Raw genomic sequence first — 17,917 nt, 5'->3', positions numbered from 1 at the left:
GAGGCCGCGGCGGACACGGTGTCTGAATGCTAGCCGCCGCCCGCCTCCGGGCGAGGGCGGGTGTCGGCGGGATGGGCCCCCGTCCGGGGGACGATGGTGGTGGATTCCCGGGGCCGCCGGAGGAGTCCGCGCGAGCAGGCTCCCCCGGCGGCCCGGGTCGGATCCCCTACTTGACGACCGCTGCGGTGGCGGCGGAGGTGCGCGTCGCCGTCGTGTAGTCGGCCTTCTTGCCGGTGACGGTCACCGTGATCTTCTTCCCCACCGTGGCGCTGGTCGGCTTGTAGGTGGCGGAGGTCGCCCCGGAGATCGCGGTGCCGTTCGCCTTCCACTGGTAGGTGAGGGCCACCGGCGAGGGGCCCCACGTGCCCGGCTTGGCGGTCAGGGTGGAGCCGACCTTCGCGGTGCCGGTGATCGTCGGGGTCGCGGCGGAGAGGGTGCCCGCCACCACGGCGCTCGTCTTCGCGGAGGTCTTCGTCACGGCGGTGAATCCGGACTTCGACCCCGTGACCGTCACGGTGATCGTCTTCCCGAGAGTGGCGCCGGTCGGCGTGTACGTCGCGGACGTCGCCCCGCTCAGAGCGGTGCCGTTCGCCTTCCACTGGTAGGCGAGGGCGACGGGGGAGGGGCCCCAGGTGCCGGGCTTGGCGGTGAGGGTCGAGCCGACCTTCGCGGTGCCGCTGATGGTCGGCGTCGCAGCGGTGATCGCGCCGCCGGTCACGGCAGCGGTCCCGGAGGAGACCCGCGTGGTCGAGACGTAGCCCGACTTCGAGCCCGTGACGGCGACGGTGATCACCCTGCCCGCGTCGCCCGCGACCGGGCGGTACGTGGTGCCGGTCGCCCCGCTGATCGCGGTGCCGTTCGCGCGCCACTGGTAGGCGAGGGCGACGGGGGAGGGACCCCAGGTGCCGGCGCTCGCCGTGAGCGTCGAGCCGACCGCGGCGGTGCCGGTGATGGTCGGAGTCGCGGCGGTGAGGGCGGTGCCGCCGATGCGCACGACGGTCGATGCCGCCCCGCTGTCGCCTCCGGCATTGATAGCGCTGACGCTCATCGTGTAGGTGGCGCCCGCAGCCAGGTGCGTGAACGTGAAGGAGCGGGCGGTGGCGGCGACCGTCGTCGACCACGGACCGGCACCCGCGTTGTCGACGCCGTTGCGCGAGACGCGGTAGCCGGTGATCGCCGGGTTGCCGGCCGACTCCGGAGGCGCCCAGGAGATCGTCGCGGATCGCACGCTGTCGTTCGTGGTGCCGGCGACGCGCGTGGGAACGGACGGGGCTTCGTACGGGTCGGCGGTCTGGACGAAGGTCGTCGGTGAACTGCTGCCGAGCGCGTTGATGGCCTGGACGGTGAAGGAGTAGGACGTGTTGGGCCGGAGGTTCGTGAAGGTCTGCGAGCGGCGGTCGGCCGAGACGACGGTCGACCAGGGGCCGCTGCCGGCCGCGTCTGTGCCGTTGCGGCTGACTCTGTAGCCCGTGATGGGGCTGCCGCCGTCGTAGTACGGGGCGTCCCACTGGACCGTGATGGAGGTGCCGGAGGAGTCGGCGTACACGCCGCCAGGCGAATAGGGCGCCGAGATGTCGGCGCCGAAGGTGGCGCAAGAGGCGGGAGAGTCCGCATAGGTGTTGTGGTCTCCCCCTTCGTACGACTCCTCGCTCTCAGAGGTCGCCCAGAGGCAGAAGACGTACCGGTGGTGGGGCAGGTACGGGAAGTCGTAGGAGGTGTCTGTAAATGGAAGGCTGCCATCAAAGTAGCCGTGGTCGGTCGGGTCGTCGGATGACGCCAAGTCGTTGATGGTGTAGCGGTACTCGTCGAAGTTGCAGGCCTGGCCATTGACCGACGGTCGTGCCCATCGGGCGGAAGCCAGATACGTGGACGCGTCCGCTGCAACGCTCAAATCTCCCGGTGCGGGGACGTCCCAGAAGTGCAAGAACGAGGCTTCGCTCGGCGAGCTCTGCGTCGACGACGCAACGAGCGGCAGGCCGTCGGTGCCGCCCGCGAAGGGCGCCCGGAGGTCGGTCACGCTCGACACCTCGAAGGCATAGTTCTTCTGCGAGCGGGGGAGGTTGATCGTGGCGGTCGTGGTCTTCCCGGTCTCGACGAGGCTCACCGAATAGGACTTCCCGTAGTTGTCTTCGTAGTAGTAGGCCGAGTAGCGGGCGGACACGTGGATCCGATATCCGGCCGTCGCCGACGCGGACGGCGTCCAGGAGACGGTGACCGCATCGGTGCAGTCGTTGTCGGTCACGGTCACGTTCGTCGGCGCAGCCGGCGAGCCCGCGGCCTGGGCCGGGGTCGCGACGAAGAGGGAGAGGAGCAGGGCGAGGAAAAGGGAGACGCTGAGGGTCTTCGTTCGCATGGAGGAGGGCATCCGGATTCGTCGGAGCGAGAAGGCCGACGACTGTCGGGCCGGAGGGATCGTCCCATGCCGCTTATCGCTGCACTAAGTCCCCCATTCAGGGCAGAATTCGGCGGATTCCACAGATGTCATCAGCGCGATGACAAGAGAGAGGGATAAGGCCTTCTCGCCGAGAGGCGCAACGTCGTTGCTCCGAAAGCCCCTGCCTCAGGGCGGGGAAGAGGATCCGCGGCGGCATCACAGTGCCCCGCGCGAGAGCCGCGGTGGTTTCCCGCGCTGCACCCACCGTTCACGCGCGTTCCGTGCGCTCTACGGCGAGAACCGCACGATCGGCGCGTGCAAGACTGGGCGCGAGCGTGCTCCATCCCGCTGCGTCATGCGCGGGGCACGGAGCCACTGGACCCGGTCCGCTCATCCGCATCCTTTCGCAGGAGGACTCGAATGACCGATACCGCCGTGCTCGCAGAGGCACCCGCCCGAACTCCCGTCGCGAAGACGATCCTGATGTGCCGTCCCGAGCACTTCACCGTCGTCTACCGCATCAATCCGTGGATGGACCCGCAGGTCCCCACCGACACCTCCCTCGCCGTCCGGCAGTGGCAGACCCTCTACGACACCTACGCCGATCTCGGCTTCACGATCGAGCTGATCGAGCCCGAGGCCGGACTGCCGGACATGGTCTACGCGGCCAACGGCGGATTCGTGATCGACGGCATCGCCTACGGTGCCTCCTTCACCTACCCCGAGCGCCAGCCCGAGGGCCCGGCGTACATGGACTGGTTCCGCTCGGCCGGCTTCGACGTCCGCGTCCCCGAGGAGGTCAACGAGGGCGAGGGCGACTTCCTCCTCGTCGGCGAGCGGATCCTCGCCGGCACGGGCTTCCGCTCCGCCTCCGACTCGCACGCCGAGGTCGCCCGCGTCTTCGGCCGCGAGGTCGTCACGCTCGAGCTCGTGAACCCGTCGTTCTACCACCTCGACACCGCGATCGCCGTGCTCGACGACACGAACATCGCCTACCTTCCGAGCGCGTTCAGCGAGGAGGGCAACCGCACCCTCCGCGAGCTCTACCCCGACGCGATCCTCGTCTCGGAGGAGGACGCGTCCGTGCTCGGGCTCAACTCCTTCTCCGACGGCCTCAACGTCGTCATCGCGTCCCGTGCGACGGGCTTCGAGCGCCAGCTGCGCGAGCGCGGCTACAACCCGATCGGCGTCGACCTGTCCGAGCTGCTGCTCGGCGGCGGCGGCGTGAAGTGCTGCACGCTCGAGCTGCGCCGCTGACCCACTCCCCGTGGTCGGCGACCCGCAGCGCCGACCCACCCTCCACTGTCCACGATCCGTCGCACTCGACGCCGAGTGCGACGACTCCTGGAGAGTCGATCGTCCCCTCAGGAGGAACGACATGAGCATCACCGACACCGACACCGACACCGCCCGCTCCACCGCCCTCATCGCCGCGGAGGAGGAGCACGCCGCCCACAACTACCACCCGCTGCCCGTCGTCGCGGCCACCGGCGAGGGCGCCTGGATCACCGACGTCGAGGGCGTCCGCTACCTCGACTGCCTCGCCGCCTACTCCGCCGTGAACTTCGGCCACTCGCACCCGGTGCTGCTGGAGGCGGCCCGCGAGCAGCTCGGCCGCGTCACCCTGACCAGCCGCGCGTTCCACAACGACCGCCTCGGCCCGTTCGTCACGGCGCTCGCCGCGCTCGCCGGCAAGGACATGGTCCTGCCGATGAACACGGGCGCGGAGGCGGTCGAGTCGGGCATCAAGGTCGCCCGCGCCTGGGGCTACCGGGTCAAGGGCGTCGCTCCGGGCCGGGCGAACATCATCGTCGCGGCGGGCAACTTCCACGGCCGCACGACCACGATCATCTCGTTCAGCGACGACGCGGAGGCGCGCGACGGCTTCGCCCCGTTCACGCCCGGATTCCGCACGGTCCCGTTCGGGGACGCGGAGGCCCTCGAGGCCGCGATCGACGACGACACCGTCGCCGTGCTGATCGAGCCGATCCAGGGTGAGGCGGGCATCGTCGTGCCGCCGGCCGACTACCTCCCGGCCGTCCGCGAGATCACCGCGCGCCGCAACGTCCTCTTCATCGCCGACGAGATCCAGTCCGGCCTCGGCCGCACCGGCGCCACCTTCGCCTGCGACCTGGGCGGAGTCGTCCCCGACGTCTACCTGCTCGGCAAGGCGCTCGGCGGCGGCATCGTCCCCGTCTCGGCCGTGGTCGCGGACGCCGACGTGCTCGGCGTCCTGCAGCCGGGCCAGCACGGCTCCACCTTCGGCGGCAACCCGCTCGCCGCCGCCGTCGGCCTCGCGGTCGTCGAGATGCTCGCGACCGGCGAGTACCAGGCCCTCGCCCGCGAGCGCGGCGCCCAGCTGCACGCCCGCCTCGAGGCGCTCATCGGCCGCGGAGTGGTCGCCGTCCGCGGCGCCGGACTCTGGGCCGGCATCGACATCGACCCGGGGCTCGCCTCGGGCCGCGCCGTCTGCGAGGCCCTGATGGCCCGCGGAGTGCTGGCCAAGGACACGCACGGCTCGACGATCCGCCTGGCGCCGCCGCTGGTGGTCACCGCCGCCGAGATCGACTTCGCCGTGGACGAGCTGGAGGCCGTGCTCGAGTCGCTGCGCTGAGGCGCACCGTCCTCCCTCCGCGAGGTGCCGCTCCGGTCCGCGACACGCTGTGTCCGGCCGCACCGGAGCGGCGTCTCGCGCGGAGGGGTCAGCGAGCGGCGCCCGCCGTCGCCGACTCGGGCAGGCTGCTCATCGGGAGCGTGTACTCGCCCTTCAGCGCCGAGATCCAGACGGTGGTCGGGGCGACGGCGGCGAAGTTCGAGTTGAGCAGCGCCATCAGCGTGGTGTGCAGGGAGTGCGCGTCGATGGAGCCGGCGTCGTTCGCGATCGCGATCGCGCCCGTCGCGTCCGAGAGGACCTCGGCGCGGAGCCCGTGCGTCTCCGCCTCGGCGGCCGAGGCGAGGATGCAGTTGTTGGTCATGTAGCCGACGAGGGTGATCGTGTCGACGTCGTGCTCGCGGAGCCAGTCGAGCAGGTCGGTCCCCGCGAAGACCGTGCCGAACCGCTTCGTGACGCTCTTCCACGAGTCCGAGCGGCGCTTCTCGATCTCCGGGTGCAGCGCGAAGGACGGGCCCGACGGGTCGAAGATCGGCGCTCCCTCGCCCGCACTGTGCTGGACGACGGCGATCGGGAGGCCCGCGGCGGCGGCGGAGTCGAGGGCGGCGGCGATCCTCGGCAGCGACTGCGCGTGCGGCGGGTACTGGATCTCGAGCGGACCGCTGAAGTACTCCTGCTGCACGTCGACGAGGATCAGTGCGCGGCGCGGTGTGGTCATGAGGGGCTCCCATCGGTGGCGGACGTCCCCGATCCTCCCGCTCGGGGCTGGGAGCGGCGGTCAGCCACGCGGCCCGCGACCCGGTCGTGGGCGCAGGCCCACACCTCCTCGTGCTCGAGCGGAGTGAGGACGCCGGCGTCGAGCAGCCGGTCGGCCCGCCGCAGCACGGCCGCGATCGCCGCCTGCTCGGCGACGGCGGGGGAGTCGACGTCCGCGATCACGAGCCGGCGGGCGCAGGCCCGGCGGAGGCGGCGGGTCGCGCGGGCCGAGAGGAGCAGGAGCGACGCGGTCGGCAGGGCGAGCGCGGCCAGCAGGAGGAGCGGCAGCCGGTCGAGCGCGAGCGTCCCGACGGCGCCGGCGGCCGTCACGGCAACGACCAGCTGCGGACCGGCCGCGTGCAGGCGGAGGCGCGTCCGCTCCTCGACGGAGGTGCCGGGCGCGAAGACGACGAGCTCGCTCCGGACGACGCCGTAGCGGCTCGCACCGACGGTGTGGCGGCCCCAGCGGGGGCCGGCGTCGAGGAGGCGGAGGAGCAGGTGCACGAGCGCCATCGTCGGCCCGCGACGGCGGGTGCGAGGGGATCCTGACGGAACGCGGACGCGTACCGGGCCGATCCGCACGGTCCGCTCGCGCGACGCTCACGATGCCCTCACGGCGCGGGATCGCGCGTCGACGTCCCTCCCCAGCCGATTACCCGTGAGGAAAGCGTGAGGATCCGCTCATTCCGGGCGGGCGCGCTCCTCACGGCGAGTAGAAACATCCAGTGACCTCTTCCGTCGTCCGTGGCGACCCCGACGCCCTCGAACCCTCCCCTCTCTCCTCCGCGCGCGCGGGCGGGGTGAAGGCGTGGCTCCTCGAGGGCCTCCGCGACGACTCCGGAGCCCACCCCGGCCCCCACGCGGCCACCGGCAGGACGCACTCGTGGTGGCGCGTCATGTGCCTCACCGGCGTCGACTACTTCTCCACCCTCGGCTACCAGCCGGCGATCGCGGCGCTCGCCGCGGGCCTGGTCTCGCCGCTCGCGACGATCGTCCTGGTGGTGCTGACGCTCCTCGGCGCGCTCCCCGTCTACCGCCGCGTGGCCCGCGAGAGCTTCCGCGGCGAGGGGTCGATCGCGATGCTCGAGCGCCTGCTGCCCTGGTGGGGCGGCAAGCTCTTCGTGCTGGTGCTGCTGGGGTTCGCGGCCACCGACTTCATGATCACGATCACCCTCTCGGCGGCCGACGCGACGGCGCACGCGGTCGAGAACCCGTTCGCTCCCGCCTGGTTCCACGGGGCGGAGGTGCCGCTCACGCTGGGGCTGATCGCCCTGCTGGGGATCGTGTTCCTCCGCGGGTTCCGCGAGGCCATCTCGATCGCAGTCGTGCTCGTGGCCGTGTTCCTCCTGCTCAACGCGATCGTGATCGCCGTGGCGATCGGGCACGTGGCCGAGAACCCCGTCGTCATCGGCGACTGGTGGTCGGCGCTCACGACCCAGCACGGGAATCCGCTGATCATGGTCGGCATCGCGCTCATCGTGTTCCCCAAGCTCGCGCTCGGGCTCTCCGGCTTCGAGACCGGGGTTGCTGTCATGCCGCAGATCCGCGGCGACGCGGGCGACACCGAGGACGCCCCGGTCGGCCGCATCCGCGGGGCGAAGCGGCTGCTCATCACCGCCGCCGTCACGATGTCGGCGTTCCTCATCACCTCGAGCTTCGTCACCACGCTGCTCATCCCGCAGGCGCAGTTCCAGCCGGGCGGCGAGGCCAACGGCCGCGCGCTGGCCTACCTCGCGCACGAGTACCTCGGCGAGGGCTTCGGCACGGTCTACGACGTCGCGACGATCTGCATCCTCTGGTTCGCGGGCGCCTCCGCGCTGGCCGGCCTGCTCAACATCGTCCCGCGCTACCTGCCCCGCTACGGCATGGCTCCGCAGTGGGCCGGCGCCGTCCGTCCGCTCGTGCTGGTCTTCACCGTCGTGGCCTTCGTCATCACGATCCTCTTCCGCGCCGACGTCGACGCGCAGGGCGGCGCCTACGCGACCGGCGTGCTGGTGCTGATCACCTCCGCGTCCGTCGCCGTGTTCCTCTCGGCGAAGCGCAGGAAGCAGCGCAAGCGCGCCGTGGGCTTCGCGGTCATCGCGCTGGTCTTCGTCTACACGACGGTCGTGAACGTGGTCGAGAGGCCCGACGGCGTGCGGATCGCGGCGGTCTTCATCGTCGGCATCCTCGCGGTCTCGCTCGTCTCGCGGGTGCACCGCTCGTTCCAGCTGCGCGCCACCTCCGTGGTGTTCGACGCCGCCGCGATCGACTTCCTCACCACGGACGCCGACGACTACGGCGTGATCCGCATCCTCGCGAACGAGCCCGACGACGGCTCCGAGGCGGAGTACCGGGACAAGCTGGCGGAGGAGCAGCGCGACAGCAACCTGCCCATGCGCGGGCCGGTGCTCTTCCTCGAGGTGCACACCACCGACTCCTCCGACTTCGAGGAGGACCTGGTCGTGCAGGGCCGCGTCTGCCACGGCTTCCGCGTGCTGACGGTGACCAGCGGCAACATCCCGAACACCATCGCCACGGTGCTGCTCGAGATCCGCGACCTCACCGGCGTGATCCCGGACGTCTACTTCGAGTGGACCGAGGGCGGCCCCATCTCGAACATGTTCCGCTTCCTCATCACCGGCACCGGCGAGGTCGCCCCCGTCACCCGCGAGGTCCTCCGCCGCGCGGAGTCCCGCCGCGACCGCCGACCGGGCGTGCACGTGGGCTGACGCCTGCAGCGGGGCGGGGCGTGGCGGCGCCGAGGTGCCGCTCCTGCTGCGCGATTCCGCCGAGACGCCGCTCCGTCATCGAGTCATCGCTGCAGGAGCGGTGCGTCGGCGGAGGAGCGGTGTCCCGGCGCGCGGCCCCGTAGCGTGGGCGCGGACGCCCGTCGGGGCGTCGACACCGACGAACGGACGACGATGACCCTCGAGGACCAGCGCGCGCACATCCTGACCGGCGCCGTGTACGACGACATGACCCCCGAGCTGGTCGCCGCGCGCGAGCGGGCGGTCCTCGCCTCGAACGCGTACAACGCGAGCTTCGGGCGTCCGCCGGTCGAGCGGGAGGCACTGCTCCGCGAGCTCGTCGCCTCCGTGGGCGCGGACGCGCACCTCGAGCCGACGTTCCGCTGCGAGTTCGGGTTCAACATCACGATCGGCGACCGCTTCTACGCGAACTTCGACTGCATCCTGCTCGACGGCGCCCCCATCACGATCGGCGACGACGTGCTGTTCGGCCCCCGCGTCGCGATCTACACGTCGAACCACGCCCTCGACCCGGCCGAGCGCGCCGCCGGCGCCTGCACTGCGAAGCCGGTCGTCGTCGGCGACGGCGTCTGGATCGGCGGCGGCGTCACGATCAACCAGGGCGTCACCATCGGCGACGGGGCCGTGATCGGCTCGGGCAGCGTCGTCACCCGCGACGTCCCTCCGCTCACCATCGCGGCCGGCGTCCCCGCCCGCGTCCTCCGCTCGATCACCCCCGACGACCGGACCGGCTACCGCCCGGCCCACTGACGCCGGCTCACGTCGGCTCCGGAAGGCCGGTTGCGAGACGCCGGCTCCGAGACGCCGGCTCCGGGCGGCGCTCGGCCGGCGGGCGGCGGTCCGCCCTCAGGACTTCACGGTCGACAGGGGCTCGGTGATGCTCTCGAGGCTGCGGCGCTCGGCGTCCACGCCGAAGATCAGGGCGATCACGCCGCCGAGGATCATCACGGCGGCGCCGACGAAGTAGCCGATCGTCAGCGGTCCGCGGTCGCTGCCGTCGCCGATCAGGGCGCCGTAGAGGGCGGGGGCGACCGCTCCGGCGATCTGGCCGAGGGTGAAGAAGTACGAGATCGCCTGGCTGCGCAGCTCGAGCGGGAAGATCTCACTCACGGTGAGGTAGGCGCTCGAGGCTCCCGCGGAGGCGAAGAAGAACGACACGCACCAGAGGATCGTCTGCGTCGTCGCGGTCAGGACGTCCATGCTGAAGAGGACCGCCGAGACGGCCAGGACCGCTCCCGAGACGCCGTAGGTGAGGAAGATCATCTTCCGCCGGCCCCACACGTCGAACAGGTGGCCGAGCACCAGCGGCCCGACGAGGTTGCCGATCGCGAACGGGAAGAAGAAGTACGAGATCGCACTCTGCTCGACTCCGTAGAAGTTCTCGAGCACCAGCGCGTAGGTGAAGAAGATCGCGTTGTAGAGGAACGACTGGGTGATCATCATCGTCGCGCCCACCAGCGTCCGCTTGGGGTACTGCCGCAGCAGCACCCGGGCGATGGTGCGGAACGGGATGCTCTCCGTCGCCTTCACGGTGATCGCCTTCGCGTCGTCGACCGGCTCGAGCACACCGCCCTCGGCCTTCACCCGGCGCTCGATCTCGTCGACGGTGCGCTCCGCCTCCTCCTCGCGGCCGTGCGTCATCAGCCAGCGGGGGCTCTCGGGGATGTGGCGGCGGAGGTAGATGATCGCCAGTCCGAGGATCGGGCCGAGGAAGAAGCCGAGGCGCCAGCCGACGTTCTCGGCGAAGAGCGCGTCGTTCAGGAAGAATAGGTTGGCCGCGGAACCCAGAGCCGCGCCGCCCCAGTAGGTGCCGTTGATCGCGATGTCGACGCGGCCGCGGTACTTGGAGGGGATGAGCTCGTCGATCGCGGAGTTGATCGCCGCGTACTCGCCGCCGATCCCCATGCCCGCGAAGAAGCGGAACACGGCGAGGAAGACGTAGTTCGGCGCGAGTCCCGCCAGGCCGCTGGCGACCAGGTAGATGACGAGCGTCAGGATGAACAGCTTGCGCCGCCCGAGCTTGTCGCTCAGTCGCCCGAAGATCAGGGCGCCCGCGATCTGCCCGCACAGGTAGATCGTGCCGAGCAGGCCGACCTCGAAGGCCGAGAGCCCGAACTCCTTCGCGAAGCCGGCGGAGGCGACGATCTGGATCTCGAGTCCGTCCAGCACCCACGAGAAGCCGAGGCCGACGACGATCGACCAGTGGAAGCGGGTCCAGGGGAGCCTGTCGATGCGGGCGGGCACGAGGCTCCGGACCGGGCCGCGCGGACTGGTGGATGTCGACATGGCGAGCGCCTTCCTGTCGCCCCGGCGTCGTTGCGGAGGAACGCTGTCCCGAGCGCGGCGAGACGACACTAGACCCGCGGGCGGCTCCATATCGCCGGGCTATTCACCCCTTGTCAGGGACCGCCGAGCGGGTGTATCCCGGGGATCGGTGCCCACCCGGAGGCGGAGCGCGGCGCGGAGCTCGTCGGTACGGATCCGGAGCGAGGCGCGGTGGACGCGAGCCCGGATCCGTCCCGCGGGGCCTGACACCGCCCGCCTCCTCGGCCTAGCGTGGAGGCATGATCGACGCGACGCCCGCGGGCACCCCCACCTACGTCCTCAGCGAGGGGCCCGTCTGGGATCCGGACACCGCCCGCCTCACCTGGGTCGACATCGAGGCCGGCGCGGTCCTGTCCGCCCCCGTCACCGCGGAGGGGATCGGAGCGATCTCGCGCACCGACGTCGGCGAGCAGGTCGGCGCCGCGCTGCCCCTGGGCGACGGGCGGACGCTCGTCGCGCTGACCCGGCGGCTCGCGATCCTGGAGGTCGACGGCTCCCTCACGCGCGGCTCCGAGCTGCTGCCGGAGGGGCACCGCTTCAACGACGGCACGATCGACCCGCAGGGGCGCCTCCTGGTCGGCTCGCTGACCCTCGGCGAGTCGGCGGGCGACGACGTCCTGCTGCGCATCGAGCACGACGGATCCGTCACCGTGCTCGACGACGACCTGCGGCTCTCGAACGGACTCGGCTTCTCGCCGGACGGCTCTGTGCTGTACTCGGCCGACACCGAGTCGGGCGTGATCCACCGCCGCTCCTACGCGGACGCCGAGCACGGCCCGCGCGAGCCGTTCGTCGAGCTCGAGGAGGGCGTGTTCGCCGACGGACTGACCGTGGACGCCGACGGCCGCGTGTGGGTCGCGGTCTGGGGCGGGAGCGGCGTCCGCGTGTTCGAGGCCGACGGCAGCCCGGTCGAGGGCGAGGGCATCAGGATCGACGCCCCGCACTCCTCCAGCATCGCCTTCGCGGGCGAGGACCTGGACTTCGCGGTCGTCACCTCCGCATCACGCGACCTCTCGGCGGACGAGCGGGCGCGTCATCCGCACGCCGGCGGACTGTGGATCGCGCAGCCCGGAGCCCGCGGCCGCGCCGCCACGCGCTGGGTGGAGGGCCCTCTGCCCTAGGCGCGGCCGGTCGCCCGTCAGACGGCGGGCGCCGTCGGCGGGCTCGGCTCCGACGCGGGCTGCGGCACGAGGGTCAGCCGCGAGATGCGGTAGCGGTCCGTCTCGGCCACGCGGAGCAGGTGGTCGCCAACGAGCACGGAGTCGCCCACGACGGCCACACGGCCGATCCGGTCGAGGACGAAGCCGCCGACCGTCTCGTACGGACCCTCGGGCAGCTCGATGCCCAGCTGCTCCGCCAGGTCCTCGAGGATCATCCCGCCGTCGACGTCGTGCAGCTGCTCGGCCGCCTTCGCGTCGACCGCCTGGCGGGCGCCGTCGTACTCGTCGTAGATCTCGCCGACGAGCTCCTCGAGCAGGTCCTCCAGCGTGATGATGCCGTCGGTTCCCCCGTACTCGTCGATGACGACGGCGATCTGGTGGCCGTCCTGGCGCATGGTGCGCAGGGCCGCGAGCACCTTCGTCGTGCCGGGGACCGCGAGGATCGGGCGGGTGATGTCGGCGACGCTGCTCGCGGTGCCGGCGCGGCCCGCCTCCGGGAACGCGGACATCAGGTCGCGCACGTGGACGAAGCCGAGCACGTCGTCGAAGTCGTCGCCGACCACCGGGTAGCGCGAGTGCGGCTGGTCGAGGACCGCCGCGTAGCCCTCGGCCACGCTGAGCGCGCCGCGGAGGAAGTCGACGTCCGGGCGCGGGCGCATCACCTCGGCGACGCGGCGGTCGTCCGCGCGGAAGATGTCGGTGAGCAGCCGGCGGCTGTCCTCGTGGATCTCGGTGTTGCTGGAGATCATGTCGCGCACCTCGTCGGCCGAGACGCTCTCGCCCTTCTCGCGCGGGTCGGCGCCGAGGAGGCGGACGACGGCGTCGGTCGAGACGGACAGCAGCCAGATCACGGGGCGCATCAGGCGCGCGAGGGCGTTGAGCGGGGGCGCGAGGGCCTTGGTGAACGCGACGGACTTCTGCATCGCCAGGCGCTTGGGGACCAGCTCGCCCAGCACCAGGGAGAGGTACGCGATGACGAGGGTCATCAGGATCAGGGCGACGGTCGAGGCGGCGGAGGCCGAGAGGCCGAGCGACTGCAGCGGCGGCACGAGGTCGGGCGCGATGGTCGAGGCGCCGTACGCCGAGGAGAAGAAGCCGGCGAGCGTGACTCCGATCTGGACCGCGGAGAGGAACGTGTTGGGGTTGCGGACGAGCTCGGCGATGCGCCGGCCGCGCTCGCTGCCGGCCTCGATCGCGCGGACCTGGCTCTCGCGGAGGCTGACGATGGCCATCTCGGTGCCCGCGAAGACGCCTCCGAGGAGGACGAACAGAACGACGAGGCCGATGTTGAGGAGGGTGTCGAGATCCACGCCGACCAGAGTAGGGATGCCGGCCGTGAGAACGCCTCGTGGACTCTCAGGGAGCGGGTCGGGCGGGACGAGGCCCGCCCGTCCGCCCGCTCAGGACGCGTCGGCCGGGCGCACGCCGATCGTGAGGATGAGGTTCGCGTAGATGCGGCGGTCGCCCGAGGCGATGGTGAGCGCGACGTCGGGCGTGCGCGCCTCGGCGTAGAAGGCGTGCCGCTCGAGCGAGGTGAAGGGGACGCCGTCGAGGGACCGGCGGAAGGCGTCCTGCGCGGGGACGTCGATCCCGGGCGCGGGCGTCATGACCGTCGCCTCCTCGACGACGATCGCCGAGAGCAGGGCGTCGAGGATCTCGTCGACGGTCAGCATGTCGGGCCGGAGGTTCAGATGCACCAGCGCGGAGTTCGGTCCGAGCGTGGTGCCGACGGGGTGGTTGCCGTCGGCGATGAGGACGCGGGAGCCGTGGCCCGCGCGGGCGAGCGCGTGCAGGATCTCGGGGTGGAGGAGGGTCGTGGTCAGCAAGAGGAGCTCCTAGAGGTCGTGGAGGTGGGCGACGGACGAGCCGGCGAGCAGGCGGCCGGGGAGCCTCCGCTCCTGGGGACCGGGCTGCTCCGCCCCGGAGTCGAGGCGGAGGCGGACGAGGGCGGCGGCCTCGGCGGCGATCGCCTCCGTCGGCTGGGCGATCGTGGTCAGGTGCGGGCGGACCACGCAGGCCAGCTCGACGTTGTCGAAGCCGACGACGGAGAGGTCCGTCGGCACGCGCAGTCCGGAGTCGCCGAGGGCGATCAGGGCGCCGACCGTCAGCTCGCGGTTGCTCGCGAACAGGGCGGTCGGCCGGGGGCTCAGGGCGAGGATCCGCTCGACGGCGGCGACTCCGCTCTCGACCGTCAGCGGGCCGCGCACCACGGCGTCGGCGGCGGGGTGGACGCCGCGCTCGGCCAGTGCGGCGAGGAAGCCGGCGGTCCGCTCCCGGGTGGAGGACACTCCGTCCTCCCCGCCGAGCACCGCGATCGAGCGGTGGCCGTGGTCGAGGAGGTGGCGGGCGGCGGAGGCGCCGGCGCCCGCGTTGTCGAGCGCGACGCGATCGGTGACCAGTGCGTCGTCGATCCAGTCGACGGCCACCACGGGGGTGCCCTGCTCGGAGGCGCGGCGCAGCGCGTCGACGTCGCCCGCGGACGGCACCGCCACGATCCCGTCGACCATCTTCTCGAGCAGCAGGTCGACCGCGGCTCCCGGCTCGGGGCGGCTCACGCCGACCAGCACGCCGATGCCCTCCTCGCGCAGGGCCCGCTCGAGGCCCGCGATGATCGAGAGGTGGAACTCGTTGTCGAGGGCGGGCAGCAGCACTCCGACCGTGCGGGAGCGCCGCGAGCGCAGGCCTCGAGCGAAGCCGTTGACCCGGAAGCCGACCTCGGCGGCCGCCGCCTCGATCGCCGCCCGGTTCTCGGGGCGCACGGGGAGCCCGTTGTAGTGCTTCGAGATGGTCGAGAGCGAGAGGCCGGTCAGCCGCTGCAGGTCCTTGTAGGTGGCCACGTCACAGGGTGGCGCGGGGCGAGCCGTAGCCGCTCCAGCCCGGGATCGTGCCGTCGGCGTCCCACAGGTCGAGCCAGCCGGTGCTGCCGGGCCAGAGGAAGACCTGGCCCTTGATCAGGCGGTTGTTGCGCTCGGCGCCGCGCAGCGCCTCCTGCTCCTCGGCCGTGAGCACCAGGGAGGCGGCGGCCAGGTTCGCCTCGATCTGCTCCGGCTTCACCGCGAACGGGATCGGGATCTGGCCGCGGTTCACCGCCCAGGCGAGGCACACGACGGCCGGATGCACGCCCCGCTCGTCGGCGATCGCCCGCACCGCGGGGTGCTCGATGTCGACGATGTCGCCCTCCACCCGATCGCGCTCCGGCCGCGACGGCGAGCCCAGCGGCGAGTAGCCGATCGGCTGGATGCGGTGGTCGAGGCAGAAGCGGAAGAGCTCCGGCTGCTGGAAGCAGGGGTGCAGCTCCATCTCGTTCAGCTGCGGGGCGATGCGGACGTCGGCGAGGATCCGCTCGAGCTTGGGGATCGTGACGTTGGAGGTGCCGAGGTGCCGGACGAGGCCCCGGTCGACCAGGCTCTCGAGCGCGCGCCAGGTCTCGAGGAACGCCTCGTGGACGTACGGGCGGGCGTGCGGATCGCGTGCGTCGGTCTCGGCGTGCGGCGGGTGGTGGTTGGGGAAGGGCCAGTGCACGAAGACGGCGTCGAGCACGTCGAGGCCGAGATCGGCGAGCGAGCGCTCGACGGAGGCGACGGCCGCCGCGGGCTCGTGCGCGTCGTTCCAGATCTTCGACATGACGAAGAGCTCGTCGCGGTCGACTCCGGAGTCGGCGATCGCCCGGCCGACGCGCGGCTCGTTGCCGTAGACGGTGGCGCAGTCGAGGAGGCGGAAGCCGGCGCGGAGGGAGTGCTCGACCGCGAGGCCGACGGTCTCGGCGTCGTAGCGGTCGGAGCCGAACGTCCCGGCGCCGATGGCGGGGATGCGGCTGCCGCTGGCGAGGACGCGGTGGCTCGGCGGAGTGGGGGCCATGCGGATCCTCCTGGTGCGGCGGCGGGGGCGAAACGTTGCGCTTCACGGTAGGCGGGGGAGGGTGGCGGCGTCAACGATGCTGTGGACCGATGAGCGTAACGTTTCGTGCGGTGGGTGCTTTCGTCCTCCGTTCCTGCCCCGCCCCCCTCGAAACGCCAATAGTTGTCACTCTCGTGCGCGACTGCGACGACTACTGGACTCTCGAGCCGCGCGCTCGGCTCGCTCGCGCGAGAACGCAGGAGCCGCCGCACTCGAGGTCGACTGCGACGACTCCTGGACTGTCGAGAAGAGCCCCGCCCCTCCGCTCAGACCAGCCGGCGCGACTCCTCCGTGACCACGCGGAACCAGCGCGCGCCGTAGCCGTCGAGGGGCACCGATACGGCGCCGTCCTCGCCGAGCGGGAGCGACTCGCCGCCGAGGGAGTCGACCAGCCGCGCCCCGGCGGGGGTGTCGGGGAGCGTCAGGTGCGCCGTGCGCGGGTTCGACGCCAGGTTGTGCACCGCGACGGTCGTGCCGGTCGACGCGGACATCCGGTGCGCGAGCACGCTCGGCTCGTCGCAGGGGAGGTGCGTGAACTCGCCCCAGCCGATCTCCGGCGACCGCCGGTACAGCCAGGCGAGGCCCTTCACGTGGGCCAGGAGGGAGTCCGGATCCTGGAGCTGCGCGGCCGCGTTCACGTGCTCGGGTCCGAAGCCGCCGCCGGGAGGGGCGGCGATCAGGTCGGAGGCGTCGGCGCGCGAGAACCCGCCGTTGGCGGCGCTGCTCCACTGCATCGGGGTCCGCACGGCGCTGCGGCCCGGGATGTCGGCGTTCTCGCCCATCCCGATCTCCTCGCCGTAGTAGAGCACCGGGGTCCCGGGCAGCGAGAAGACCAGGCTGTGGACCAGGCGGACGCGGCGCGGGTCGCCGTCGACCATCGGAGGGAGGCGGCGGACGATGCCGCGCCCGTGGATCCGCTGCGACTGCTCCGGAGCGAACGCCGCGAAGACCTCGTCGCGCTCGTCGTCGCTCAGCTGGTCGAGGGTGAGCTCGTCGTGGTTGCGCGCGAAGTTCGCCCACTGGCTGCCGACGGAGATCTCGGGGCGGCTCGCGAGCGCCTCGACGAGCGGCGCCGCCTCCTCCCGGGCCAGCGCGAGGTAGAGGCGCTGGTTGCCGATGAAGTCGAACTGCATCGACAGCTCGTCCGCGTCCTCGCCGCCGAAGAAGCCGAGCTGCTCCTCGCGGGTCACGTTGACCTCGCCCAGCAGCATCGCCTCGCCGGAGCGCCGCGAGACGAAGCGGCGCAGCAGGCGCAGCCACTCGTGCTCGTCGCGGGCGCCGGGCTCGATCAGGTACGGCACCGCGTCGACCCGGAAGCCGTCGACGCCCAGCTGCAGCCAGAACCCGATGAGCTTCGCGATCTCGTCGCGCACGGCCGGGTTCTCGGTGTTGAGGTCGGGCTGGTGCCGGTAGAAGTGGTGCAGGTAGTGCTGGCCCGCCTCCTCGTCGCGGAACCAGACGCCGTCCTCCGCGTCCGGGAACACGTTCGCGGGCTGATCGGCGGGCGGCTCGTCGCGCCAGACGTAGTAGTCGCGGTACGGGCTGTCGGGGGAGGAGCGGGCGGCCTGGAACCAGGGGTGCTGGTCCGAGGTGTGGTTGACGACGAGGTCGACGATCACCCGCATCCCGCGGTCGTGGGCGGTCCGGATCACCTCGACGACGTCGCCGTGGTGCCCGAAGCGCTCGTCCACTCCGTAGAAGTCGCTGATGTCGTAGCCGTTGTCGCGGCCGGGGGACCGGTAGAACGGCGCGAGCCAGAGGCAGCTGACGCCGAGCTCGGCCAGGTAGTCGATCCGGTGGACGAGGCCCTCGAGGTCGCCGACGCCGTCGTCGTCCCAGTCCATGAACGTCTTCACGTCGAGGTTGTAGAAGACGGCGGTGCGCCACCACAGGTCGCTGGTGTCGGTGACCCTCATGCGCGGGGCTCCGGGCGGGAGGAGGCGGAGGGTGCGGACGAACAGCTCGGGGCAGTGCGCGAGCGGGTCCTGGGCGTCGAGCGGGTGCATGCCCTCACCCTAGGTCGCGGGTGCCGGGCGCGACGCGC

The 17,917-nt window shown here is 71.9% G+C and carries 14 protein-coding genes; 5 read left to right on the top strand and 9 right to left on the bottom strand.

Going from position 1 to position 17,917, the window contains the following annotated elements:
- Window positions 1-166: 166 nt before the first annotated feature.
- A complete protein-coding gene (locus tag C5D36_RS09000) occupies window positions 167-2,353 on the bottom strand; it encodes a fibronectin type III domain-containing protein (RefSeq protein ID WP_181072831.1) in 2,187 nt (728 codons plus the stop codon).
- Between the two features lie 441 nt (window positions 2,354-2,794).
- On the opposite strand from C5D36_RS09000, the gene ddaH reads away from it, so the two are divergent.
- The gene (gene ddaH / locus C5D36_RS08995; RefSeq protein ID WP_104226838.1) at window positions 2,795-3,631 is read left to right on the top strand and encodes a dimethylargininase; all 837 of its coding nucleotides are present in this window, start codon (window positions 2,795-2,797) and stop codon (window positions 3,629-3,631) included.
- Window positions 3,632-3,752: 121 nt separating this feature from the next.
- The gene (rocD, locus tag C5D36_RS08990) at window positions 3,753-4,988 is read left to right on the top strand and encodes an ornithine--oxo-acid transaminase (RefSeq protein WP_104295660.1); all 1,236 of its coding nucleotides are present in this window, start codon (window positions 3,753-3,755) and stop codon (window positions 4,986-4,988) included.
- A gap of 88 nt (window positions 4,989-5,076) precedes the next feature.
- On the opposite strand, the gene C5D36_RS08985 is transcribed toward rocD, so the two are convergent.
- A complete protein-coding gene (locus tag C5D36_RS08985; RefSeq protein WP_104295659.1) occupies window positions 5,077-5,703 on the bottom strand; it encodes an isochorismatase family protein in 627 nt (208 codons plus the stop codon).
- Entirely contained in the window at window positions 5,700-6,245 is a 546-nt protein-coding gene (locus tag C5D36_RS08980) for a DUF6611 family protein (RefSeq protein ID WP_146083722.1), read from the bottom strand. Before C5D36_RS08980 ends, C5D36_RS08985 begins: the two co-directional genes overlap by 4 nt.
- Window positions 6,246-6,466: 221 nt before the next feature.
- Here C5D36_RS08980 and C5D36_RS08975 point away from each other — a divergent pair, with 221 nt between their 5' ends.
- Both C5D36_RS08975 and C5D36_RS08970 read left to right on the top strand, forming a co-directional pair.
- Window positions 6,467-8,452, top strand: coding sequence for an amino acid permease (locus C5D36_RS08975; protein ID WP_374953291.1), 1,986 nt, complete (start codon window positions 6,467-6,469; stop codon window positions 8,450-8,452).
- Between the two features lie 192 nt (window positions 8,453-8,644).
- Window positions 8,645-9,241 (top strand): sugar O-acetyltransferase, encoded by a 597-nt coding sequence (locus tag C5D36_RS08970; protein ID WP_104258293.1) that lies wholly within the window; start codon window positions 8,645-8,647, stop codon window positions 9,239-9,241.
- A gap of 96 nt (window positions 9,242-9,337) precedes the next feature.
- On the opposite strand, the gene C5D36_RS08965 is transcribed toward C5D36_RS08970, so the two are convergent.
- Window positions 9,338-10,777 carry an MFS transporter gene (locus C5D36_RS08965; protein WP_104227324.1) on the bottom strand — a complete coding sequence of 480 codons (1,440 nt, stop codon included), beginning with the start codon at window positions 10,775-10,777 and terminating at the stop codon, window positions 9,338-9,340.
- Window positions 10,778-11,055: 278 nt separating this feature from the next.
- Between C5D36_RS08965 and C5D36_RS08960 the strand changes: the two genes are divergently transcribed.
- Window positions 11,056-11,937: an SMP-30/gluconolactonase/LRE family protein gene (locus C5D36_RS08960; RefSeq protein ID WP_104295657.1), complete on the top strand. Its 882-nt coding sequence runs from the start codon at window positions 11,056-11,058 to the stop codon at window positions 11,935-11,937.
- Window positions 11,938-11,954: 17 nt separating this feature from the next.
- Here C5D36_RS08960 and C5D36_RS08955 read toward each other — a convergent pair whose 3' ends face one another.
- The 5 genes from C5D36_RS08955 to C5D36_RS08935 form a co-directional block, all read right to left on the bottom strand.
- Window positions 11,955-13,286: a hemolysin family protein gene (locus C5D36_RS08955; RefSeq protein WP_104233863.1), complete on the bottom strand. Its 1,332-nt coding sequence runs from the start codon at window positions 13,284-13,286 to the stop codon at window positions 11,955-11,957.
- 90 nt (window positions 13,287-13,376) lie between these two features.
- Window positions 13,377-13,802: an RbsD/FucU family protein gene (locus tag C5D36_RS08950; protein WP_104295656.1), complete on the bottom strand. Its 426-nt coding sequence runs from the start codon at window positions 13,800-13,802 to the stop codon at window positions 13,377-13,379.
- A gap of 9 nt (window positions 13,803-13,811) precedes the next feature.
- Entirely contained in the window at window positions 13,812-14,813 is a 1,002-nt protein-coding gene (locus C5D36_RS08945) for a LacI family DNA-binding transcriptional regulator (protein ID WP_104295655.1), read from the bottom strand.
- A gap of 1 nt (window position 14,814) precedes the next feature.
- Window positions 14,815-15,834 (bottom strand): aldo/keto reductase, encoded by a 1,020-nt coding sequence (locus C5D36_RS08940; RefSeq protein WP_104227328.1) that lies wholly within the window; start codon window positions 15,832-15,834, stop codon window positions 14,815-14,817.
- A gap of 305 nt (window positions 15,835-16,139) precedes the next feature.
- A complete protein-coding gene (locus C5D36_RS08935; RefSeq protein WP_104295695.1) occupies window positions 16,140-17,789 on the bottom strand; it encodes an alpha-amylase family protein in 1,650 nt (549 codons plus the stop codon).
- Window positions 17,790-17,917 lie beyond the last annotated feature (128 nt).

The organism is Rathayibacter sp. AY1C6 (assembly GCF_002931535.1).
Lineage (GTDB): Bacteria > Actinomycetota > Actinomycetes > Actinomycetales > Microbacteriaceae > Rathayibacter.
This window is presented reverse-complemented; position numbering and strand designations above follow the sequence as displayed.